Source organism: Henriciella sp. AS95 (assembly GCF_038900055.1).
GTDB lineage: Bacteria > Pseudomonadota > Alphaproteobacteria > Caulobacterales > Hyphomonadaceae > Henriciella.
Window position 1 is genome coordinate 2,699,389 of the sequence record NZ_JBBMQM010000001.1, and the last position, 20,657, is coordinate 2,720,045.

A 20,657-nucleotide genomic window follows, 5' to 3' on the forward strand; every position below is an offset into this window, starting at 1 on the left:
CAATACAAGCGTCCCCCTCGGTCCTGCTGATAGCCTAGCCTTCCATCTCCCACTCGCTCAGTGCCTCGTCCATGACGCTGACGGCCTTGCGGACGTCTTCATCAGTGATGACGAGCGGCGGGGCGAGACGCAGGACATTATTGCCGGCAACGCCAACGAGGAGGTTCTTGTCCCGGCAAATCTGCTGGACGGGCTTGGGGGCCGCTTTGAGCTCTAGACCGGTGAGGAGGCCTTTGCCGGTGACGCCGGCGACCTTGTCTGCATGGCTGTCGGCGAGGCTCTTCAAGCCCTGCGCAACCGTACCCGACACGCGGCGAACTTCGGCTAGGAAGGCCTCGTCCGCGATCGTGTCCCAGACCACATTGCCGACCGCCATGGCCAGCGGGTTGCCGCCATAGGTCGAGCCGTGAGAGCCAGGCTGCATCGGCAGGCCGACCTCTTCGGTCATCAGGCAGGCGCCAAACGGGAAGCCACCGCCAACGCCCTTGGCGACGCACATGATGTCTGGCTGCGCGTCCGGTGCCCATTCATGCGCGAAGAGTTTGCCCGTCCGGCCCATACCGCACTGAACCTCGTCATAGATGAGCAGCGTTCCTGTCTCGTCGCAAAGCTTGCGCAGGCCCGTCAGGCACTCTTCCGGCATGGCGCGAACGCCGCCCTCGCCCTGAACAGGCTCGACGAAGACCGCGCAGGTCTTGTCGGTCACGGCGGCCTTGAGGGCGTCATGATCGCCCCATTCGAGCTGGCGAAAGCCCGGAATGGGCGGGCCGAAGCCTTCGAGGTATTTCGGATTACCGCCGGCATTGATCGCACCGAGGGAACGACCGTGGAAGGCGCCAGTGAAGGTGATGAACTCGATCCGGTCCTCATTGCCCTTGGACCAGTGATACTTGCGCGCGGCTTTCAGCGCACATTCGACTGCTTCGGTGCCGGAATTGGTGAAGAAGACGCGGTCAGCAAATGTCCGCGCGCACATCTTGTCGGCAAGCTCTTCGCCTGCCTTCACGCGAAACATGTTGGAAAGATGCCAGAGCTTGCCGGCTTGCTCCTGCAGCGCCTCTACAAGCTTGGGGTGCGCGTGACCGAGCGCGTTGACGGCGATACCCGCGATGAAGTCCAGATACTCTTCACCGCCCTCAGTATACAGGCGCACACCCTCGCCGCGCACGAACGCTTCCTCAGGCGGGGCGTAGACGGGCATGATGTGGGCGCGAGGGTCAGACATGTGAATTGGCTCCAATGGGTTGATGTGAATTGTCATCCGCATGACCGCGGCGACAAGCAAAGTCAACTCACACCACAGCAGCCATTCGAATGTGGCAGACTAATTTAGTTTCAAATGCAATTATGCATGAGAGTCATGTCTTTGCAGGGGTTTTTGTCAGCAGGCAGAGCCCCTATTTGCCCGTCACTGCCTGCAAACACTTCTCCCTAACACGTTTGTAATAATTGTTTTTCGATATGGACTTGACGTTATTCGATATGTCGGATATTGAAAAACAATAATAACAAGGACCCGGTTGGTGCTTTCCCTGACGCCCTGACCCTGAGCCGCCAACTGGGTCCAAACCACTGAAACTTCAATACATCAGGCCCCCAAAAGGGGCCTTTCTTTTTGGGCGCAACAAAAATGGATTGCAGAGGCTGAAATATGCCGTGCGCACCAGAGGGGCCGTCATCAGAAAACTGTCGATTTTGGATAAAAAAACGGCGCGGCTATCGAGCCGCGCCTGTAAGAGTTCTTGCAGCGTTTCCTCCCAGAAACTTGCGAAGACCTGTATCGCCAATTTTCTGTCACATTGTCAAGCGGCAGATGTTAAATTGGTAACAAAGCCTTTAAATGCGGGCGACTCCTGGTCAAAAATGAACTCGCAGCTGGAGATTGAGACAGGTCCTGCCCCCGAATCTGCGATTCTCCTGGCAATTTCTACCGCCATATAGGAGGGCACGAGAACGGAATTTGCCGAAATTGGCCTGATCCCTTCCCCTTCAAGGAGAGAATCCGGGATCGAATTCGCGGCGAGGAGGAGTTTTTGGTCCCGAGCAGAATCAAAAGCCTCAATTGAGGCGAGTAATTTCTGGAGCGCCCCAAGTGATTCCTCGTCCCAAACAGCCTTGAGCGATCCGGCCAGCCCAGCCTGACTTTTCAAGATCACACCATCATCGAGAACCTTGAGGCCATTCGCCTTCAACGTCGCCCCTGTTGAGGTAATGTCGACAACGACTTCAGCCTGCCCCGAACTCGGCGCTGCTTCCGTCGCCCCAGCGCTCTCGATCAGTCGGTACTCGCCCACCGATTTTTGCGCAAAGAAATTGCGCGTCAGCCGCATATACTTGGTCGCAACTTTCATTCGGCGCCCGTGACGCTGCCTGAAAAGGGCACCAGCTGCCTCCAGCTCGCTCATCGTGTTGACGTCCAGCCACGCCGACGGGACCGCCACAACGACATCCGCTCCACCAAAATCCAGCCGCTTGATGACTTGCGCATCGGCAGACAGGTTCGCAGAGAGATCATTGAGAAGGTCCTCTCCCGTGACACCAAGATGGAAGCTTCCATCGATCAGGCCCTGTGCGATTTCACGCGCCGACAGCAACATCACATCCGCTTCGGGAAGCCCTTTCAGCTCGGCCGTATAACCGCGCTCGCCGCCCGACTGTTTAAGCGTGAAGCCCGCTTTGGCGAGCCAGGCCTCAGCATTGTCCTTCAGCCGTCCCTTGGACGGGATTGCAATCGAAAGCCGTGTCATGCCGCTCCTCCTGTCCCGAGACGATCAGGGCGGACCACGCCGCCAATCGCCGTTGCATCGACAGCACCATTTGAGAGCTTTGACAGAAGCGTGTCGTAACGCCCGCCAGCGGCAAAGGGCTGGCGGCTACCCGCTTCGCCCTTCTGAAAAAGCTCAAACAGGAAGCCATCATAATAATTGAAACGCCGGCCGAAGGGCGTGCCGAAGCGTGCCGTCGCCATATATTTTGGCGCAGCGGCCCGGATCTTGGTGACGCGTTCGTTAAGCCGCTCCAGCGCTGGTTCAACGCCAGCGAGCCCCGCCTGTCGCGCAATAGCGAGAAGTGCGTCAGCCGCCTGCTCTGGCAGACAGTCGACAGCCATAACTGCCTCCAGCGTCTGACGCGCGAGATCAGGCGTGCCGCCATAGGCGGCGTCTGTCGCCTGCTGCAGAAGTCCTTCAACAATCTCATCCAGCGTGCGCACACCCTGCGGCTGAATGCCGGAGAGCGCGAAAATATCGGAAACGATCGCCTTGGCTTCATCTGGGCTTGCGCCCTGAAGGCGTGCGGCAAGGCCATGCACCGGCTTGCCCGGTTTGGCATTGAGCAGCGCAGAGACACCGCCAACCTGTCTGAACGCCCGCTTCAACGCTTCAGCGAGGCCAGGCGCGAGATCAAGCGCGTTGACAAATGCCGGGAAGATGGAGAGGTCGCCCAAGCGGGTTTCGCTGTCGCCAGCCCCGGCCGCAGTGGCAGCCTGGCAGACGATGGCAAAACATTCCGCATCCGTGTCGGCATTGGAGGGCGCCCCATAGCGCTCGAAACCGACCTGCGTAAACTCCATCGCATCGCCGGGAACAGTCGGCAGGCGGAAAGCGCGAGCGGCATAGCGTTTGACGGTCTCGGCCGAAACGCCAGCTTCGGCCTGCGCGATCGCGACCGGCAAGGTGAGATCCGGGCGCAGCGCGCACTCTTCACCGCTCTCCCCCACAAACACACACAGGCGCGACCTTACCGCCTCTCCGGACAGTTCGAGCGGCTGGTTCGCGGGCATCACGATTGGCGGGTCGACGAGATCGCCGCCAAGTTTTGCAAAGATGTCGATTGGTGAGGTCATTCCGACGCCTCGACGATTTCGCGAATGCGCGCGACCATCTCGGAGCGGGGCGCTTCGAACTGGCCCGGGCGGGCTTCGCGGTACTCCTCATTCGACTTGATCGCTTTGGCCTGTTTCGCGCCCTCTTTGAGGTCCTTGATCGTGACGACGCCTTTGGCGATCTCGTCCTCTCCAACCATGACGGCGACGGGCGCGCCGCGACGGTCCGCATATTTCATCTGAGGACGCATGCCAGATGACCCCATATAGGCCTCGGCGCGAATGCCGGCGCCGCGAAGCTCGGTCGCCAGCTTCAGCGCTTCGGTCGGGTCATCGCGGTTCATGTTGAGGATCACCACCGGGCCGTTCAGCGCCTCAATGTCGCCGCTGATCGCGAACGCTGCGGCGAGCCGCGAAATACCAACCGAGAAGCCGGTAGCCGGGACTTTCTCCCCGGTGAAGCGGGCGACGAGATCATCATAACGTCCGCCGCCGCCGACAGAGCCGATGCGGACCGTGTTGCCGTCTTCGTCCACTGTCTCTTTCAGAAGCTCCGCCTCGAAGACCGGGCCGGTATAGTATTCCAGCCCGCGCACAACGGATGGGTCGAACAGGACATCGCTTTCCGGACATCCAAACGCTTCCAGCCCGCGCGCGATGGCCGTGAGTTCCTGGAGACCCGCTTGCGCCTCCTCGCCCGTGCCGACCGCAGCGCCAAGCGCCTCAAGCGTCGCGCCGCGGGTATCGCGTCCGGCCTGCGCGAACGCCATGACTTTCGCGATACCGCCAGCGTCGAGACCAGCACCCTTGGTGAAGTCTCCCGACTCGTCTTCGCGGCCTGCGCCGAGGAGCAGCTTCACGCCGTCCTCCCCGAGCCGGTCGAGCTTGTCGAGCGCCCGCAGAATTGTGAGGCGGGTGGTGTCATTGTTCGCACCAACACCTTCCAGAACAGCGTTAAGCAAGCGGCGCGTGTTCACCCGCACCACAAACTCTCCGTCGCCAGCGCCCGCTGCCCGCATCGCTTCAGCGGCCATGGCAATCATCTCGGCATCGGCGTGCGCGCCCGCTGCGCCGACCGTATCAGCATCGCATTGCAGGAATTCGCGAAAGCGTCCCGGCCCCGGCTTCTCATTGCGCCAGACGGGCCCCGCCGCATAGCGCCGGAAGGGCTTGGGCAGGGTCTGCCAGTTCTCGGCTGCGAAACGGGCGAGCGGGGCGGTGAGATCATAGCGCAGCGAGATCCACTGTTCGTCATCATCCTGCATCGAAAAGACACCGGCGTTCGGGCGGTCATCATCGGGCAGGAACTTGCCGAGCGCGTCTGCATATTCCCAGGCGCCGGTTTCCAGAGCCTCAAAGCCCCAACGACGATAGACAGAGGTCACCCGGTCGATCATCTCAGCCTGGGCGTGGATCAGACCTTCGCGCCGGTCCGGGAAGCCGCGCGGCTTGCGGGCGAGGTCTTTGCCGGTCTTGGGACCGTCCTGATCTTTATGCTTCTTGCTCATGTCTCGTCTTCTGTTTCTGGTCGCTTGAGGCTCCGCTTAGACGAAGCCGGTCAGGGTGTGAAGCAAGACGCGGTCGGACGAGACGCAAAGCCGGTATCGACTGGTCTGCCTCTGGCGGTTCAATATCTGGAAATGAACACTTTAGAGAGGCGCAGCCGGACCGGTTCGCGCCTCGTTCGGCGCGTCACGCGTGGTGGTGATGGTGATGCAGCATCGTGTTCATTGAGCCGCTCAATATGAGGCAAGCTGCGACAAGTCAAGCAAACGAACGGGTTCTGACTAGGCAGTCTCCACCTGATACGCCATGGTGCGGCCGATGAGGGGACACAATCGACGCGACGTATTGGCCGGTTTCGGCGCAAGCCTGCTGGCTGGGTGCAGGGCCGACAGTGCCCCTCTCTGGTCGAAGCTGATACCGACCGATGACCTCATCTGGGGAGTGAATGGTCATCCGTTTCGCGCCTATCCCGACATTTCATTCGAAACGCAGATCCGGCTCGTGCGCGAGCTTGGCATGACGCATTACCGGATCGGCTGGGATTTCGACCAATTGGCAACACTCAAACCCATTGCCGATCGATATGGCGTGACGCTGCTCCCAATCATCCACCCGGACGGCCCCCTCGACGACAAGACACCACAGCAGCTTTACGATGACAGTTTCGAGCGCGCTCGCTGGCTGACGCGTCGCTATCGAGGCCAGTTCCCCGTCTGGGAGCTTGGGAATGAGCTGGAAAGCCACGCCATCATTCAGCCCTGCGAAATGCGCGATGACGGCACGCAATACCCGTGCGAATGGGGCCCTGCCGGCGGCGTTGAGCCGGAAGACTATTATGGCCCGCGCTGGGATCAGGTGAGCTTTGCCTTGCGCGGGTTGCTGGACGGCGCCAAAGCGGGCGACCCGCACGCCCGGCGCGCAATCGGCACCGCTGGCTGGGGCCACCTCGGCGCCTTTGAGCGCTGGAAAAGCGATGGGCTCGATTGGGAGATCACCGTCTGGCACGACTACGAAACCGTGCGCGAATCCTATCTTGAAGTGCTGGCGAGCTTCGGAAAGCCTATCTGGATCACCGAGTTCAATGCGGGCGGTGGCGGCTTCGAAACCGAAGAAGACAATGCCCGGATGCTGACGGAGCGGATCGCCTTCTATCGCAGCATGCGGGAGAAATATCGCGTCGAGGCGGCCTTCATCTACGAACTCCTGGATGAACCCTATTGGGATGATTTCGAAGGCAAGATGGGCCTCTACCGCCTGCACAAGAATGACAAGGATCGCTGGTATGTCGGCGACCTGAAACCAGCCGGCGAGGCGGTGAAGGCTGCGCTGTCCAAAAGCTGATCCGCTAGATCAGGAGCTCATTATCCTTCTCTTCGCTCCGGCTCTCATCGTGCATCGCAATCGCAATCCCGAACGTCAGGATACCAACGCGGCCCGCCGTCATGAGAATAATGATGATGAGTTTGCCAAGGTCGGAGAGCTCCCCGGTGATGCCCATGGACAGTCCAACAGTGCCAAGCGCGGAAATGACCTCGAATACGATACGCTCAAATTCAAACTGCGGGTCAGTCAGGCCGAGCAGGAAAATCGCGATGGACATAAGTACGATGAAATAGACCGCTGAGGCACCCGCTGCCTGTAGGCGCGAGGCCGCGATGGGCCGCTTGAAGAAGCGAACACGACTGCGCTGCTTGAGCGTCGACCGCATGATTGCAAGCAGAGCGGCAAACGTCGTGGTCTTTAGGCCGCCGCCTGTGCCTGATGGCGACGCGCCAACGGCCATGAGCACGAAAAGCACGACCAGAACCGACATCGAAAGTCCACCTATCGGCACAGTGTTGAAGCCAACCGTCGTTGTCGCTGTCATGGTCTGGAAGAAGGCTGCAAGCAAACGGTCCGATGGCTCCAGGGCTGAAATGCCGGGATCGGCGACAAACAGGATGAGCGTGCCTATGAAAAGGAAGGAGCCGGTCATCCGCAGGATTACCTTGGTCGTGAAACCGAGATGGAACGCAGCGGACGTAAAATTGCGCCAGACATCCCAGATCACAAGAAAGCCCATAGCGCCGAGCAGGCTGAGCGCTGAAATGACAATGTTGAGCGCCGCATTTCCGCTATAGGCCTCGAAACTATTCGGGTTGAGGCTGAAGCCCGCCGTGCAGAAGGCAGAAACGGCGTGGAAGATTGCGCTCCACACCGCATTCTCCTCTCCGGCAGCCCTGAAAATGAGCCAAAGCACGAATGCGCCAATCGCCTCGCAGACGAGCGTAAAAATGACGACAGTGAGGATGAAGTGGCCGGGCTTTAAATCGTCCGGCAGAGCGAACGCGGCCCGTGTGATCTTCTCGCGCAAAGGCGACAGCTTGTGCGCGGTGGCCAGCACCGCAAAAGAACCGATCGTCATATACCCGACCCCGCCAATCTGGATCAGAAGCAGGATGATCAATTCTCCGAGGAGATTATAGCTCGTCCCCGGATCGATCGTTGCCAGTCCGGTCGTTGAGACCGCCGACACTGAGGTGAAGAAGCTATCAATTGCAGCAACGCGAGTCTCATGTGTCAACGGCATGGACAGCAGGCACCATCCGGCAAGCATGTAGCCCACATATCCGACGACAAGCAGCTTCGCCGGATTGGTTCTAAGGACTGAGAGGCGGGCGCCGCGCAGCAAATTGCTGAGTTGGCCTTTCCGGGACGGACCGGACCCTTCATTTGGCATTCGCTGGCTGTCAGCCTCCGCATCTGAACAGATGGCCAAACGTACCATTGCGCAACCGGTTCCCCGTCCACGCGAGGCGAACGGCACGCCCCTTGCTCTCCTCTCAGGGGAATTATGGAGACCGTGCCGACATGAAACGCCTTTTCCTTGCTATCGCTGCTGCCACCCTGCCCTTTGCAGCGTCCGCCTCGCCGCAACTGGCGACCGATTGGGGCGTCAAAGCATCGGACCTGTACCAGGAGACGGTAGACTTCATTGAGAATGTCGACCGGTCTGGCGAAACCGCGATCCCCGCTGAATACGAAACCGAAATTGTACGCTTCGCGCATGCTGCAGCCAAGCTTGGAAGCTGGATCGACGGAAATAATGGTCCGTCTGATCTTGGCTGTATTTTCCGCGGCATGGCACAGGAAGGCGAAGTTCAACTGGACGCGCTTTATGATGCCCAATCACCGGTCCAGACCCGCGAAAGCCTCGTGCGCCTGGCGACCATGTTTTCAGATGCCGAGATCATTGCGGTTGCCGCAGTGTATTCCGCGGACCATGACACCCCTGCAGCACCGGCTGGCATCGTCGCATCATGCCCGGTCAGCCCTGCCTCTTCTTTCGCGGCACTTGGCGACTAGTCCTTCTTCGCAGCGAACCGCGCCTTGAAGGCTTCGGGGTCGAATATTCTGATGATGCCGGACTGACTACCCGACGCCATTAGCTCACCACGATCGGAAAACATCGCGGCGCGCCCGTGAACAAATCCATTGTGCACGCCTTCGATCTGGATGTCGCAGCAGACCCATTCGGTCTCCACGATCTTGCGGACGCGCAGCGTATTGTCGAGTGAGGTGGCGCCGGCTGGCAGGCCGAGCGCGTGACTGGTGCCAGACGGAACGAAGTCATTGATCACCGCAAGTGTCACCGCATCGATCGCCGCGCCATTGCGCAACCGCCCCCACAGAACCACCCGGCCGTCGGCGCTGCGTCCGCCCTCAACGTTGCGCCCCGGCGCATAGCGCCCCTTGGCGACGCGCATATCGAGGTTGGAATGCAGGTCATCGGCCTCAGGCCCAAAGCGCGGCATGGGCGGACAATCTTCAGGCGGGGCGACATCCGGCATCTCGACCCATTGATGGGAATGTTCGGATTCGCGCGCACCGACCGCAGCGTTACAAGTGAAGATCTCGCGGTCCTTCACATGAGCAAGGACACGGGCCTGCGTGATATGCTTGCCATCCATCTTCGAGCGGACATCGACATCCACCACATCACCCGGATTGGCATAGGAAAGGTATTGCGCCGTCGCCCAGATACACGGCCGCTCTGTCGTGCGCTCGAGCGCAGCGATCGCCGTGGCCAGTCCAACCCCGCCAAACAGAAACTTCATGCCGGGAGGGCCAACGCAGTAGCGCTCCTCGACAGGCAGAAACCAACGGTGCGGATTGTGTGTCGACTGAAGGTCGATGAAAGATTTCGTGCTCATGGGAAGAGGCGTCTAGCGCTCTTTCGGGTCGAGCGCATCCCTCAATCCATCGCCAATAAAGTTCAGGCAGAGCAGCGTCACCGCCATCAGGATGGCGGGCGCCATGAGAAGGTATGGCTTGTCCTGCATTTCCTTCGCGCCGTTCGAGATCAGCACGCCGAGCGAGGTCAGCGGCTCATTCACGCCGAGGCCAAGGAAGGAGAGGAAACTCTCTGCCATGATCACAACCGGAATAGTCAGCGTCACATAGACCGCCACGGGGCCGACAACGTTCGGCAGAATGTGCCGGCGGATGATGGCGGAGCCCGGTACACCAGCGGCGCGCGCGGCCTCGATGAATTCCTTGCCCTTGATGGCGAGCGTCTGTCCCCGAACGATCCGGCTCATGGTCAGCCATTCGACCGCACCAATGGCTGCAAAGATCAGGATGATGTTTCGCCCGAAGACCGTCAGCAGCAGGATCACGAAGAAGATGAATGGCATTGCGTAGAGCACGTCGACAAAGCGCATCATGATGTTGTCGACGCGCCCACCGACAAAGCCTGCAATCGCGCCCCAGGTCACGCCGATGATGAGCGAGACCAGCGTCGCGACAAGGCCAACGGCAAGCGAAATGCGAAGCCCCAGAAGATTGCGAGCGACCAGGTCCCGCCCCTGCTCGTCGGTGCCGAGCAGGTGCCAATTGTCAAACGTGGGCGCCAGCTCGGTCTGTGCCGAGATCGATTTGTAGGAGTGCACCCAAAGCATCGGCCCGAAAATGGCCAGGAAGAACATGACACCGAGCACCCACATGGAGATGACGGCAGCCTTGTTGTTGAACAGGCGGCGCTTGGCATCGTCCCAGAGCGAGCGCCCGCCGGTAAGGGCCTGTTCGACCGGGTCCTTCCGGCCTGTCATGTCGAGCGTATCAACCATCAGTCGTACTTCACTTTCGGGTCCAGCAACGCATACAGGATGTCGGCAATGAGGTTAAAGATAACGATCAGCGTCGCGTAGATGATCAGCGCGCCCATAACGAGCGTATAGTCCCGGTTGATCGCCCCATCGACAAAGTATGAGCCCATGCCCGGCAAGCCGAAAATCCGCTCGATCACGAGAGAGCCTGTCATCACACGGGCCATGGCAGGGCCTGCATAGGATACCAGCGGCAGGATGGCCGATGGGAGAACATGTCGGCGGATGACAGTGCCTTCAGCAAGGCCTTTCGCCCGCGCGGTTCGCACATGAGGCGAGCGCATGGTCTCAATCGTCGAGGCGCGCATCAGGCGCGAAATGATCGCGATCTGCGGCAGCGCCAGCGTCAGAACCGGCAGGGTCATATTGTGCAGGTTCATCCCGATATTCGGATACTCGCCAAGACCGCCCACCGCGAACAGCCCCGCCCCAAGCGCAAAGACCAGAATCAGGATGGGACCGGTCACAAAGGTCGGGATGGAAATGCCCGCCATCGCAAAGCCCATGACGGTGTAGTCCCCTGTCGTATTCTGGCGGAGGCCTGCAAAAACACCAAGGGCGGTGCCGACAATTATGGCCAGCAGCATTGAGAAGGAGCCGATTGCGAGGCTGACCGGCAGGCCATCGGCGATCAGGTCATTCACGCTTTTGCCGAGCGTTTTCATCGACGGCCCAAAATCACCCTGCAGCACGCCAAGCAAGTAATCGGTGAACTGTTTCCAGAGCGGCTGATCGAGACCAAATTTTGCAGCTATGGCCGCTTCAGTTGCGGCATTGAGTTTGCGTTCGCCATCAAACGGGCCGCCCGGCGCCATGCGCATCATGAAGAAGGCGACGGCAACGATGACGAGAAGGGTTGGTATGGCAAAAAGCAGGCGTCGCAGGACATAGGCCCACGGAACGCGGGAAAGGCTTCGCTGAAGGGCTGACACGTGCGGGCTTTTCTCTTTACGTTACGACTGAACCGGATTCGAGGCTTGGAACTCGTCCTGATGCTTCCTAGGTTCACAGCCAAGCACAGCTTGTCAACGCTACATGACACCGGAGTAATTCATGGCCGACATCCGCAAAGTGACTGATCATTTCTCGGTCGCACCACAAATCAACGAAGACGATGTCGACGAAATTGCCGCCGCCGGCTTCAAGACAATCGTGGCCAATCGGCCGGACGGCGAAGGCGGTGTCGACCAGCCGCGAATGGGAGCGATTCGCACGCGCGCCGAGCAATTGGGCCTGACGTTTGTCGCGCTGCCCTTCTCGGGCGCGCCGACACCCGAAATTATCGAACGCACGCAGTCAATTCTGTCGGAAGCCCCCGCACCGGTTCTGGCGTATTGCCGCACTGGCACACGCTCGGTCACAGCGTGGGCACTGACGCATGGCGGTCAGGGCATGGGCGAAGAAATCGTGGAAGCTGCTGCAGGCGCAGGCTACGACCTCTCGAGCATACAGGGCCTGCTCTGATCACGCAGGCTTGTCCTGACGTGAAACAAACCTCACATGACAAACAGCGGTTAAGAGTTGAAACTCTGATCGTGGCGTGCGATTCACGCCCATCTGCCTGAGGGGGCATGAGGGAGTACAGGTATGTCGAGAAACTGGCTGACGGACTTCAAGTATGAAGACGGCGCTTGGCTTGTGAAGAAAACTGGCCACCGCGTGCCGGCGAACTTCCAGTTGGCGAATGACATCTTCACCTGGCTCACCTTCTATACACTCGCCCAATCCTGGCGCACATGGCGCCGTGTTACGGGACATAAACGCCCGACCATTGCATTCCACCCGGACAAACCGCGCCCCTGGTATTTCATCTGGCCGGTCATGCACGCTTCAGGCGCCAAACTCATTTCCGACGTTTCCAAAGCCGACATCGTTTTCCAGTTCGATGATTCGACTCTTGCCGATCACACTGTCCCGCAGACCAAACCGGGCGCAAAGCTGGTGAATTTCGGCTGCAATGACATTTCGAAATCCAAGGTCGCCGAAGCGTTCGAACGCGCTGCCGGTTACGGCCTGAAGGTCGACCCACGCGTCTATGAAGGCCCGATGGTCGAAAAGTCCGAGAAGAATGCATGCCACGACGGCCGTATCATTGAAGGCCCAATGGATCCCGTCGAAGACAAGACCTATCAGCGCCTCGTCGACAATGAGATCGATGGCGGCCTCGTCGAGGATTTGCGCTGCTGTATTGTTGGCGGTGAGCCCACCCTGGTTTTCCGCAAGCGCCGCGAACTGTCACGCCGCTTCCTGAATGAGAATGCCCAAGTTTTGCTCGACGACCCACGCAAATGCTACACGAGCGATGAAATTGCCGTGATCAAAGCCTTTGCTGCTGAAATCGGTCTGGATTGGGGCGGCGTTGATGTGTTACGCGACCGGGATTCAGGCCGTATCTACATTGTGGACGCGAACAAGACTGATATGGGCCCGCCCGTGGCGTTGAAACTTGGCGACAAGTTGAAATCGACCCGCCGCATGGCGCGCGCTTTTGTCACCGCGTTTACACCGAAACGGTCAGCCTAAAATCGTCTACACTAGACGGGAATAGAAACTGCCGAAGAGGTCCCATGGGCATCCCATTCATCAAGGACATCGACTTCGAATACGGAAAAGTCGAGCAGGTCTCCCCACTCATCCGCCGTGTGATCGCCAACAATCCCGGTCCGTTCACCTTTGTCGGCACCGGTGTCTATATCATCGGCCATGGCGAGGTTGCCGTGCTCGATCCCGGCCCGATGCTGGACGAGCACTTCGAGGCGCTTAAGGCAGCCCTGAAAGACGAGACGATTACCCATGTGCTCGTCTCCCACGGTCACTCCGACCACTCCCCGCTGGCCCAACCGCTCGCGGACTGGGCCGGCTGCAAGACCTACGCAAAGAATTGCGGCGTTCCGACCGCCAAGGGCGAGCTCGGCTCTGCCGACGATCTCGGCTTCCAGCCGGATGTGAAAGTAGGCGACGGCGATGTCGTGTCCGGCCCCGGCTGGACGCTCGATGTGATCGAGACGCCAGGCCATACCTGCAACCATCTCTGCTTCGGCCTTCGCGAAGAGAATGCCTGCCTGTCGGGCGACCACATCATGGGCTGGTCGACCACCATCGTCGCCCCACCGGATGGCGATATGGACGATTATATGCGCTCACTGGACAAGATCGAGGCGCGTGACTTCGACATTCTGTGGCCGACGCACGGCTCTCCGATTCGCGAAGACGTGAGCGGCTTTATCCAGGCTTATCGCCAGCATAGGCTCGACCGCGAGAGCGCCATCATTGCACACCTCAAGGCAGGCGAAACCAACATCCCGCGCATGGTCGAGGTGATGTATGCTGACGTCGAGAAGCGTCTGCACCCAGCTGCCGCCATGTCTGTGCTCGGCCACATGCTGAAGCTCCTCAAGGATGGAATGGTCGAAACGGCAGATGCCAATCCGACCACGCGGTCAGAATTCCACTGGAAAGCGCTGCAGAAGACGGCTTAGGTCTGGAAGCCAAGCCCCTTGGCAATCGATTTCACTGTCTGAACGCGTCCGGGCGCAGCCTTGTCGATCAGCGCCCAGTAGCGCTCCAGCGTATCGTCATCCGCCTTGTCCGGTGTGCCGGAATCGAAGGGCGGATGCGGGTCATACTCGATCGAAAGCTGGATGAATTTCGCATGCGCCTCGCCGCGGATCCGCGCGACGAGCGCGAGAGCAAAGTCGATCCCTGAGGTCACGCCCCCGCCCGTCAGCCGGTTTCGATCCAGGACCACGCGCTGTTTGACCGGGATAGCATCGAAAAAAGCGAGCTGGTCATGCGACGCCCAGTGGGTTGTCGCTTCATAGCCCTTGAGCAAGCCAGCCGCGCCGAGCACCAGAGAGCCCGTGCAAACGCTTGTCACCCAATCTGCCGACGCGCCCACCTTACGCACCCAGTCCAGCGCGACCTCATCCTGCATCACATCAAGCGTGCCAAACCCGCCCGGCACGCAGATGATGTCTGCATGCTCCACCTCCTCAAACGTCTTGGTCGGCAGAAGGGAAAAGCCTGAATCAGTCGGCACGGGATCGCGCGTCTTCCAGACAAGATCAAGCGTGACATTGCCGAGCCGTGAGAGCACCTGCGCCGGGCCGGTCAGGTCCAGCTGGGTGACATTGGGAAAGACAAGAAACGCGACGGAAATCGGAGCAAATTCGGGCATGGGCAGCCCTCCTTCAGGTCAAGAGGTTCATGCCCAGACGCCCGGCATCGGATAGGCTGCGCTCCCCGGCGGTGATCCGCCTCATGCGTCAGTTACACAGCAAATGTCTTCTACACCGAACGAGCCGGTTGGTCGATCAGCTTTCTGGGCGCCCATTCGCGCGATCGGCCAACTCGTCCATGAAGCTCGACACGCGCCGGGCATTGGCCCCCAGGTCGGACAGGCCGACGCGACTGATCGAGCGCATGTCGACACGGGTCGCACCATCGACAGCGCGGATCCGCACAGCAATGTCATCCTTGAAGCCAAACCATCCGGTCGTCGCAGTCGCTTCGAGCATGGTCTGCTGAACATCTTCGCCGGTTTCCGGCCGGGTAAAGATCGTCCAGCCCCGCGCGTCGGCAAGACGGGTCGCATAGGACGCGATCTCGCCCGGCGACTGGTCGAAATAATAAGGTTCAATTGGGCGCACATAGGCAGGCGCGACGTCGTCGCCATCAACAGTCTTTGGCTGTTCTGCTTCTTCCTGTACCTCCGACACGAGCCGTCCGCCCATGCCAGGCCAGCGTTCTTCCACGGCTGGCGCTTCCGGAATAACGGGCGCGTCCTCAACCGGGTTCATTGCATCATCGGATTTGCGTTGCGCGAGCAGCGCCTCAGAGAAACGCACCGGATCATCCCAGTCGGTCTGGATATCGTGGATCGGCGGCAGGCTCGTAGCCTGCGCGCCGAATCCGAGGAGGCGGAAAAGCAGCATGAAAGCAATGAGCGTCGCACCGAGCGCCAGGATGACCGGCTTGGTGCGCGGGGCTTTTGTGAAGCCTGCGATCAGAGCGGCAACGGCGATGATGACGGCAGGGATAGCCACGAAAGCCCCCCACGCAATGGTCATCTTGCCAAGGCCGAACTGCCAGCCCCAAACACCGTATTTTGTACCGAGCGCCGCAGCGGCAAACCACAGGACGGCGAGGATGGAGATAACGAGCGCGGCACCGGCAAACTTCAGACGCCAGCCCGCTGACTGAACAGCTTCACTCATATTTTTCTCCCTCGCGCCAAAAACAATTCAGCGCCCGCACACATATCGTGGCGAGCGCTGATAGCAAGGTGAAGTCGCTGCTCACACCAAAATGTGACGCGTGCGTCAGGCCGTTGGCAGCTTATAATCCTTGAACATTTCGCGGAGCTTCAGCTTGTTGATCTTTCCGGTCGCGCCGAGGGGAATTTCCTCGACAAACTGGACATCATCCGGCGTCCACCATTTGGCGATCTTGCCTTCGAGCTGTTTGAGCACGTCTTCCTTGCTGGGCTCTTCGCCGGGCGCGGCCTGAACAATCAGGAGCGGCCGCTCATCCCATTTGGGATGGTAAATGCCGATCGCGGCAGCGTTCGCCACCTTCGGATGGCCCACAGCAAAGTTCTCGATGTCGATAGAGCTGATCCACTCACCGCCGGACTTGATAACGTCCTTGGCGCGGTCGGTAATCTGCATGGTCGAATTCTGGTCGAGCGTCGCCACATCGCCTGTGTCGAACCAGCCATCCTCGTCAATCGCCGAGCCATCGCCTTTGAAGTAGGACTTGGTAATCGCCGGACCACGACACATGAGCTTGCCTGACGTTTCGCCATCGCGCGGCAGCGTCTTGCCATTGTCGTCGACGATCTTGAGCTCGACCCCGAATGGCGGGCGCCCCTGCTTCAGCTTGTAGGCGATCTGTTCTTCGTGGGAAGCATCGCCAAGCGATGGTGGCAGCGCCCCGAGCGTTCCCATCGGAGACAGTTCCGTCATGCCCCACGCGTGGAAAACCTGTACGTCATAGTCTTCCTCGAAGGCCCGCAGGATTTTCTCAGGAACGGCCGATCCACCGATCACAACCTTTTTGAGATAAGGAAGCTTCAGGTCATTTTCCTGCAGGTAGGTGAGCAGCATCAGCCACACAGTCGGCACCGCCGCCGTGATCGTGACCTTCTCGCTGTCGAGCAATTCATAGATCGCCTTGCCGGACATATCCGCGCCAGGCATCACCATTTTCGCACCGGTGGCTGGACAGGAGAAAGCAAGCCCCCAGGCATTGGCGTGGAACATCGGGACCACTGGCAGCAACGTATCATTGGCCCCCATACCGATCGTATCGACGCCCATCGTGATCATGGTGTGAAGGACATTGGAGCGGTGCGAATAGAGCACGCCCTTGGGATTACCCGTCGTACCAGACGTATAGCAGAGGCCGCAGGCTGTGTTCTCGTCAAAATTGCCCCATTCGACATCGGTCGAGCGACCATCAATCCAGAGCTCGAAATTAACCGCATCAAGAGAGTTCTCCGGCATGTTTTCCGGGTCACACATGATAATGAATTTCTCGATGGTCTTCAGCTGCGGTTTGGCTGCCTCGACCAGCGGCAGGAAGGTCGTGTCAAAGATCAGGATACGGTCTTCAGCATGGTTGGCGATCCAGGCAATCTGATCAGGGTGCAGACGTGGATTGACCGTATGGAGCACTGCGCCGATGCCCATGGTGCCAAACCAGGCTTCCATGTGGCGAGAGGTATTCCACGCCAGCGTCGCGACCCGGTCGCCAAGCTCGATGCCTTCATCCTGCAGGGCAGCGGAGACCTGTTTGGCCCGCAGACGCAAATCCGCATATGTCGTGCGCTTCACCTCGCCGGTTTCAACGCACCGTGTCACGATTTCGCGATCACCATGATTGTGAGCAGCATGGTCGAGGACCTTGTCGACCGTCATTTGCCAGTCTTGCATCAATCCAAGCATGTTTTCCTCCCTGAATACCTATGTCTCTTGCGGTTTCCGCAGCGTTCACTTCCTTCTATGACCCGAATGCACCTGCAGCAAGCAAGGGAAAGGTGATGACCGCGATGAATTGTCTTAAATATCTGATGGGTTCTGTTGCAAGTATTGTGCTTATCTCCGGCTGCCAGCCCGCAGATGACAGCCTTCAACCGATCGACGAATCGCCGCGGTCCCAATCGGAGGACGCCGCGCCATCAACCGGCAGACACCTACCTGCAGCACTCAACTGCGTTCGCGAATCCGGCGGTTTGCTGGTCGCAACGCATCGTGGCGGACCCGCGAAAGGGTATCCGGAAAATGCCATCGAGACGCTGGATTACGCGCTAAGCCAGGGCGCTCGCATCATGGAAATCGACGTTGCCGAAAGCCGCGACGGCCAACTCTTTCTGATGCATGACCGATCACTGGGCCGTACAACCACAGGCGGCGGTTCCGTTGCCGACACAGACTGGAGCGAGATCAGCCGTTTCAGCCTCGTCGACGATTTCGGCACGGTCACTCGGTTCGCTCCGCCGACGCTCGAGGATACGCTCGCATGGGCGGTGAAATCCGGCGCAATCCTTGAACTCGACCGGAAGGAAACAACGAGCTTCCGCAACATCATTGATGCCGTTCGAGAGGCGGGCGCCGAAAACAATGTCATCATCATTACCTATACCGATGACGAAGCGCTTCAGGTCGCAAAGCTCGCGCCGGAAATGATGATGACCGCAGGAATCGGCAATCGCGACCACGAGGCAGCCATGATCGCGGCCGGTCTCAACCCGGAGAATTTGATCGCCTGGACCGGAACCAACCGGCCGAATCCCGGAAAGTGGAAGGGCCTCGCCACCAAGGATATCGAGAGCGCTTTCGGCACGCTTGGACGCAAGGGCGAACGGCTCGATGATCAGTATTGGGCCGATGGTGACCCATCGGAATACGAAGACCTCATCGACGGCGGCCTTGTCCTGCTCGCGACCGACGAGCCTTACAAGCTGCTCGATCTCGACGGTCCGATCGGCGATGCCATCGTCGCTGCCAACGAGCAGTGCTTTCAAGACTGATCGCCGCTCCAAACGCTTGACGGAAGCAAAACTTCACCCTATCTGCGCGGCCCAAGGTGAGAGACGCCAGCCGTTCGCGGAGCCAGTTGGCTTCAGGGTGAAGATCTCTGGGCTCGTCCCGTCCATCGAAGACAGACTCTTCAAATCAGAAGACCGGTCTGCGGCAAGGCGAACATCCGCACATTGACACCGGCCTGATTTTGAAAGGTCAGATCATGACACCCCAACCATCAACCCGCGCCAAGGCAAAAGCACGCGCCCGAGAGATACGCGCCGAGCACGCAAAAGCGGGCCAGTCACTCAGCCATTCGCACGCTCTTGAACTCGTCGCGCATGAACTCGGTTATCGAGACTGGAACACAGCGTCGGCCCGACTCTCCAACACGCCTGAAGTACCGTTACAGGTTGGTGAACGCGTGACCGGCAGGTATCTCAAACAAGCCTTTGTCGGCCGCGTCCATTCTGTTCGCGAACTTGCAGGCGGCATGGGGTACGAAGTTTCGATTCACTTTGACGAGCCCGTCGACGTTGTTGAATTCGAGAGCTTTTCCGGCCTTCGTCAACGCGTCAGTGCTGTGGTGGATTCCGACGGCATCTCGTGGAGCAAGACCAGTGATGGCGTGCCCCACCTCATTGTTGAGCGCACAAGTCTAGGGCTTATCTGAACGCCCGATATTCATCGGGAGCCGCGCTGGGTCGTCGCCCCCCCAAGCCGCCATTTGCTCTCAAGGGTCAGCGGGTTCCGGATGCGCCGTGTTGCGCTGCATTTTGCATTCCGGAGCCCGCCCATTGGCCCCCTAAGCCACTTAAATCGACCGCAAAACCTAAGCGATAAATTAAACAAGGGAAAACCTTCGACTTTTGAGTCTATGTCGCAATGACTACTGCACGTATCGCACGCCTCACCCAATCTACCTTAAATGATAACCCGATGAATTCGGGATCAAATTTTGGAAAATTTCGCGGACTGAGCAACCAAATTTTCATTTTTTCGAGCGATAAGTTTTTCTGGGCAGACAATCCGAGGCGGTGGCCCGATCTGCTGTTTCGGATTTCGAATATCTGGGGATGTCTTTGATCAATATCGTCAAGGAGCTGTACAAGGTGGGACCGCTCATCTTCGCGTTCGGATTTCTGGCGCCGCTGTGCGCCCAGCTTATCGAACGCACCGGAGCACCGACCCCCTTCGACCTCACGCCGCTCGCGACAGGCTTTCTCGTTGCGGCGCTCCTGGGCATTCCCGCGCAAATCCGGGGACGTTGGATCTAATGACGCAGCAGACCGATATTTCAAACCTTTCTCACGCCGAGCTCGTGCGTATGGAGCGGTCGATTGCGCGACGCCATATCGACCGATTCCCGTACCTTGTGGTCATCGGCACTTTTGTGAACCTCGCCGTGTGGCTATCGCTCTGGCCGCTCCTTTTCATGGGCCTGATGCCAATGTGGCTAGGCCTGATCATCGCGACGATAACGGCGATCCTGAGCTATCTGCCATCACACGAAGCCCAGCATGATATCATCGCCCGGCCCGGCTCGAAGCTATACTGGCTGAACGAACTTGTCGGCCACATCTCGACGATACCGCTCGCCCTTCCGTACCGCCTCGCTAAAATCACCCACCTTGAACACCACAAGCACACCAATGATCCCGAGCGCGACCCCGATTACATGGCGCGCGCACGCGGTCCATTTCACGCGATCTGGCGAAGCATTCAAAACCGGCAGCCACGCGGCAATGGCGCTTTCAATGCCTATTCGAAATCGCTGGCACGCCTGAAGCGCTATGATGTGTTGCTCGGCGCAGCCGTCTACAGATTTGTCTGGTTCGGCCTGCTCATCGCGATCGCCTGGAGCGGCCACGCCATCGAGGCGGCTGTCCTCTGGTGGCTGCCGCATCACCTCGCCTACACCTACATCCAGTACTACCTCAGCTGGGCGCCGCACCACCCTGCGGAAAGCACCGACCGCTACAAGCATACCCGCAGCTTCCGGGCCGCACTCGGCAATATCGGTTCACTCGGCATGCAGTACCACATCGTGCACCACCTGCACCCGCGGATCCCGCTCTACCGGACGGCAGCAGCCTATTGGGAAATGAGGCCAATCCTGAAAGCGCGCGGCGCGAACATCGAAGACCTCTAGTTTCC

The 20,657-nt window shown here is 59.3% G+C and carries 20 protein-coding genes and 1 riboswitch; of the genes, 9 read left to right on the plus strand and 11 right to left on the minus strand.

The features are described 5' to 3' along the window. Positions 1-34: 34 nt before the first annotated feature. The 4 genes from WNY37_RS13280 to hisS form a co-directional block, all read right to left on the minus strand. The gene (locus tag WNY37_RS13280) at positions 35-1,225 is read right to left on the minus strand and encodes an aspartate aminotransferase family protein (protein ID WP_342973871.1); all 1,191 of its coding nucleotides are present in this window, start codon (positions 1,223-1,225) and stop codon (positions 35-37) included. A gap of 577 nt (positions 1,226-1,802) precedes the next feature. Further along, the gene (gene hisG, locus WNY37_RS13285) at positions 1,803-2,747 is read right to left on the minus strand and encodes an ATP phosphoribosyltransferase (RefSeq protein ID WP_342973872.1); all 945 of its coding nucleotides are present in this window, start codon (positions 2,745-2,747) and stop codon (positions 1,803-1,805) included. Beyond that, positions 2,744-3,844, minus strand: coding sequence for an ATP phosphoribosyltransferase regulatory subunit (locus WNY37_RS13290; RefSeq protein ID WP_342973873.1), 1,101 nt, complete (start codon positions 3,842-3,844; stop codon positions 2,744-2,746). Before WNY37_RS13290 ends, hisG begins: the two co-directional genes overlap by 4 nt. Then, on the minus strand, positions 3,841-5,331 hold the full coding sequence (gene hisS / locus WNY37_RS13295; protein WP_342973874.1) for a histidine--tRNA ligase: 1,491 nt from the start codon (positions 5,329-5,331) through the stop codon (positions 3,841-3,843). The genes WNY37_RS13290 and hisS overlap by 4 nt, the downstream gene beginning before the upstream one ends. 316 nt (positions 5,332-5,647) lie before the next feature. On the opposite strand from hisS, the gene WNY37_RS13300 reads away from it, so the two are divergent. Further along, positions 5,648-6,670 carry a hypothetical protein gene (locus WNY37_RS13300; protein ID WP_342973875.1) on the plus strand — a complete coding sequence of 341 codons (1,023 nt, stop codon included), beginning with the start codon at positions 5,648-5,650 and terminating at the stop codon, positions 6,668-6,670. A 4-nt stretch (positions 6,671-6,674) separates the two neighbouring features. Here the strand turns inward: WNY37_RS13300 and WNY37_RS13305 are convergent, their stop codons facing one another. Beyond that, positions 6,675-8,096, minus strand: coding sequence for a potassium transporter TrkG (locus WNY37_RS13305; protein WP_342973876.1), 1,422 nt, complete (start codon positions 8,094-8,096; stop codon positions 6,675-6,677). An 83-nt stretch (positions 8,097-8,179) separates the two neighbouring features. On the opposite strand from WNY37_RS13305, the gene WNY37_RS13310 reads away from it, so the two are divergent. Further along, positions 8,180-8,674, plus strand: a complete 495-nt coding sequence (locus WNY37_RS13310; protein WP_342973877.1) for a hypothetical protein — start codon at positions 8,180-8,182, stop codon at positions 8,672-8,674. Here WNY37_RS13310 and WNY37_RS13315 read toward each other — a convergent pair. From WNY37_RS13315 to WNY37_RS13325, 3 genes are read right to left on the minus strand one after another with little or no spacing between them, the layout of a single operon-like run. Next, a complete protein-coding gene (locus WNY37_RS13315) occupies positions 8,671-9,522 on the minus strand; it encodes an acyl-CoA thioesterase domain-containing protein (protein ID WP_342973878.1) in 852 nt (283 codons plus the stop codon). The genes WNY37_RS13310 and WNY37_RS13315 overlap by 4 nt on opposite strands. Before the next feature lie 12 nt (positions 9,523-9,534). Then, a complete protein-coding gene (locus tag WNY37_RS13320; RefSeq protein WP_342973879.1) occupies positions 9,535-10,437 on the minus strand; it encodes an ABC transporter permease subunit in 903 nt (300 codons plus the stop codon). After that, positions 10,437-11,408 carry an ABC transporter permease subunit gene (locus WNY37_RS13325; protein WP_342973880.1) on the minus strand — a complete coding sequence of 324 codons (972 nt, stop codon included), beginning with the start codon at positions 11,406-11,408 and terminating at the stop codon, positions 10,437-10,439. The genes WNY37_RS13320 and WNY37_RS13325 overlap by 1 nt, the downstream gene beginning before the upstream one ends. Before the next feature lie 121 nt (positions 11,409-11,529). On the opposite strand from WNY37_RS13325, the gene WNY37_RS13330 reads away from it, so the two are divergent. The 3 genes from WNY37_RS13330 (at position 11,530) to WNY37_RS13340 (ending at position 13,955) form a co-directional block, all read left to right on the plus strand. Continuing rightward, on the plus strand, positions 11,530-11,940 hold the full coding sequence (locus WNY37_RS13330) for a TIGR01244 family sulfur transferase (RefSeq protein ID WP_342973881.1): 411 nt from the start codon (positions 11,530-11,532) through the stop codon (positions 11,938-11,940). A 123-nt stretch (positions 11,941-12,063) separates the two neighbouring features. Continuing rightward, a complete protein-coding gene (locus WNY37_RS13335) occupies positions 12,064-12,999 on the plus strand; it encodes a hypothetical protein (RefSeq protein ID WP_342973882.1) in 936 nt (311 codons plus the stop codon). A gap of 44 nt (positions 13,000-13,043) precedes the next feature. Continuing rightward, positions 13,044-13,955: an MBL fold metallo-hydrolase gene (locus WNY37_RS13340; protein ID WP_342973883.1), complete on the plus strand. Its 912-nt coding sequence runs from the start codon at positions 13,044-13,046 to the stop codon at positions 13,953-13,955. Here WNY37_RS13340 and WNY37_RS13345 read toward each other — a convergent pair. From WNY37_RS13345 to WNY37_RS13355, 3 genes are all read right to left on the minus strand, one after another. Then, positions 13,952-14,653, minus strand: a complete 702-nt coding sequence (locus WNY37_RS13345; RefSeq protein ID WP_342973884.1) for a DJ-1/PfpI family protein — start codon at positions 14,651-14,653, stop codon at positions 13,952-13,954. The two genes, WNY37_RS13340 and WNY37_RS13345, sit on opposite strands and share 4 nt — an antisense overlap. Before the next feature lie 24 nt (positions 14,654-14,677). Then, a riboswitch (ZMP/ZTP riboswitch) is annotated at positions 14,678-14,759 on the minus strand. Positions 14,760-14,789: 30 nt separating this feature from the next. Beyond that, positions 14,790-15,692 (minus strand): DUF1499 domain-containing protein, encoded by a 903-nt coding sequence (locus tag WNY37_RS13350; protein WP_342973885.1) that lies wholly within the window; start codon positions 15,690-15,692, stop codon positions 14,790-14,792. A 105-nt stretch (positions 15,693-15,797) separates the two neighbouring features. After that, a complete protein-coding gene (locus WNY37_RS13355) occupies positions 15,798-17,423 on the minus strand; it encodes a long-chain-fatty-acid--CoA ligase (protein ID WP_342973886.1) in 1,626 nt (541 codons plus the stop codon). A 95-nt stretch (positions 17,424-17,518) separates the two neighbouring features. Here WNY37_RS13355 and WNY37_RS13360 point away from each other — a divergent pair, with 95 nt between their 5' ends. The 4 genes from WNY37_RS13360 to WNY37_RS13375 all read left to right on the plus strand — a co-directional run bounded on the left by WNY37_RS13360 (position 17,519) and on the right by WNY37_RS13375 (position 20,652). Continuing rightward, complete coding sequence (locus WNY37_RS13360; protein ID WP_342973887.1) at positions 17,519-18,508, plus strand: glycerophosphodiester phosphodiesterase family protein; 990 nt, start codon at positions 17,519-17,521, stop codon at positions 18,506-18,508. Between the two features lie 215 nt (positions 18,509-18,723). Then, positions 18,724-19,173, plus strand: a complete 450-nt coding sequence (locus WNY37_RS13365; protein WP_342973888.1) for a glyoxalase superfamily protein — start codon at positions 18,724-18,726, stop codon at positions 19,171-19,173. Between the two features lie 409 nt (positions 19,174-19,582). Next, entirely contained in the window at positions 19,583-19,777 is a 195-nt protein-coding gene (locus WNY37_RS13370; RefSeq protein ID WP_342973889.1) for a hypothetical protein, read from the plus strand. Continuing rightward, positions 19,777-20,652: a fatty acid desaturase gene (locus WNY37_RS13375; RefSeq protein ID WP_342973890.1), complete on the plus strand. Its 876-nt coding sequence runs from the start codon at positions 19,777-19,779 to the stop codon at positions 20,650-20,652. Before WNY37_RS13370 ends, WNY37_RS13375 begins: the two co-directional genes overlap by 1 nt. Positions 20,653-20,657 lie beyond the last annotated feature (5 nt).

Excerpts from the sequence above, each read along its gene's own strand:
- WNY37_RS13280 (WP_342973871.1), bottom strand. The coding sequence starts at position 1,225 with ATGTCTGACCCTCGCGCCCACATCATGCCCGTCTACGCCCCGCCTGAG.
- hisG (WP_342973872.1), bottom strand. The coding sequence starts at position 2,747 with ATGACACGGCTTTCGATTGCAATCCCGTCCAAGGGACGGCTGAAGGAC.
- WNY37_RS13290 (WP_342973873.1), bottom strand. The coding sequence starts at position 3,844 with ATGACCTCACCAATCGACATCTTTGCAAAACTTGGCGGCGATCTCGTC.
- hisS (WP_342973874.1), bottom strand. The coding sequence starts at position 5,331 with ATGAGCAAGAAGCATAAAGATCAGGACGGTCCCAAGACCGGCAAAGAC.
- WNY37_RS13300 (WP_342973875.1), top strand. The coding sequence starts at position 5,648 with ATGAGGGGACACAATCGACGCGACGTATTGGCCGGTTTCGGCGCAAGC.
- WNY37_RS13305 (WP_342973876.1), bottom strand. The coding sequence starts at position 8,096 with ATGGTACGTTTGGCCATCTGTTCAGATGCGGAGGCTGACAGCCAGCGA.
- WNY37_RS13310 (WP_342973877.1), top strand. The coding sequence starts at position 8,180 with ATGAAACGCCTTTTCCTTGCTATCGCTGCTGCCACCCTGCCCTTTGCA.
- WNY37_RS13315 (WP_342973878.1), bottom strand. The coding sequence starts at position 9,522 with ATGAGCACGAAATCTTTCATCGACCTTCAGTCGACACACAATCCGCAC.
- WNY37_RS13320 (WP_342973879.1), bottom strand. The coding sequence starts at position 10,437 with ATGGTTGATACGCTCGACATGACAGGCCGGAAGGACCCGGTCGAACAG.
- WNY37_RS13330 (WP_342973881.1), top strand. The coding sequence starts at position 11,530 with ATGGCCGACATCCGCAAAGTGACTGATCATTTCTCGGTCGCACCACAA.
- WNY37_RS13335 (WP_342973882.1), top strand. The coding sequence starts at position 12,064 with ATGTCGAGAAACTGGCTGACGGACTTCAAGTATGAAGACGGCGCTTGG.
- WNY37_RS13340 (WP_342973883.1), top strand. The coding sequence starts at position 13,044 with ATGGGCATCCCATTCATCAAGGACATCGACTTCGAATACGGAAAAGTC.
- WNY37_RS13345 (WP_342973884.1), bottom strand. The coding sequence starts at position 14,653 with ATGCCCGAATTTGCTCCGATTTCCGTCGCGTTTCTTGTCTTTCCCAAT.
- WNY37_RS13350 (WP_342973885.1), bottom strand. The coding sequence starts at position 15,692 with ATGAGTGAAGCTGTTCAGTCAGCGGGCTGGCGTCTGAAGTTTGCCGGT.
- WNY37_RS13355 (WP_342973886.1), bottom strand. The coding sequence starts at position 17,423 with ATGCTTGGATTGATGCAAGACTGGCAAATGACGGTCGACAAGGTCCTC.
- WNY37_RS13360 (WP_342973887.1), top strand. The coding sequence starts at position 17,519 with ATGACCGCGATGAATTGTCTTAAATATCTGATGGGTTCTGTTGCAAGT.
- WNY37_RS13365 (WP_342973888.1), top strand. The coding sequence starts at position 18,724 with ATGACACCCCAACCATCAACCCGCGCCAAGGCAAAAGCACGCGCCCGA.
- WNY37_RS13375 (WP_342973890.1), top strand. The coding sequence starts at position 19,777 with ATGACGCAGCAGACCGATATTTCAAACCTTTCTCACGCCGAGCTCGTG.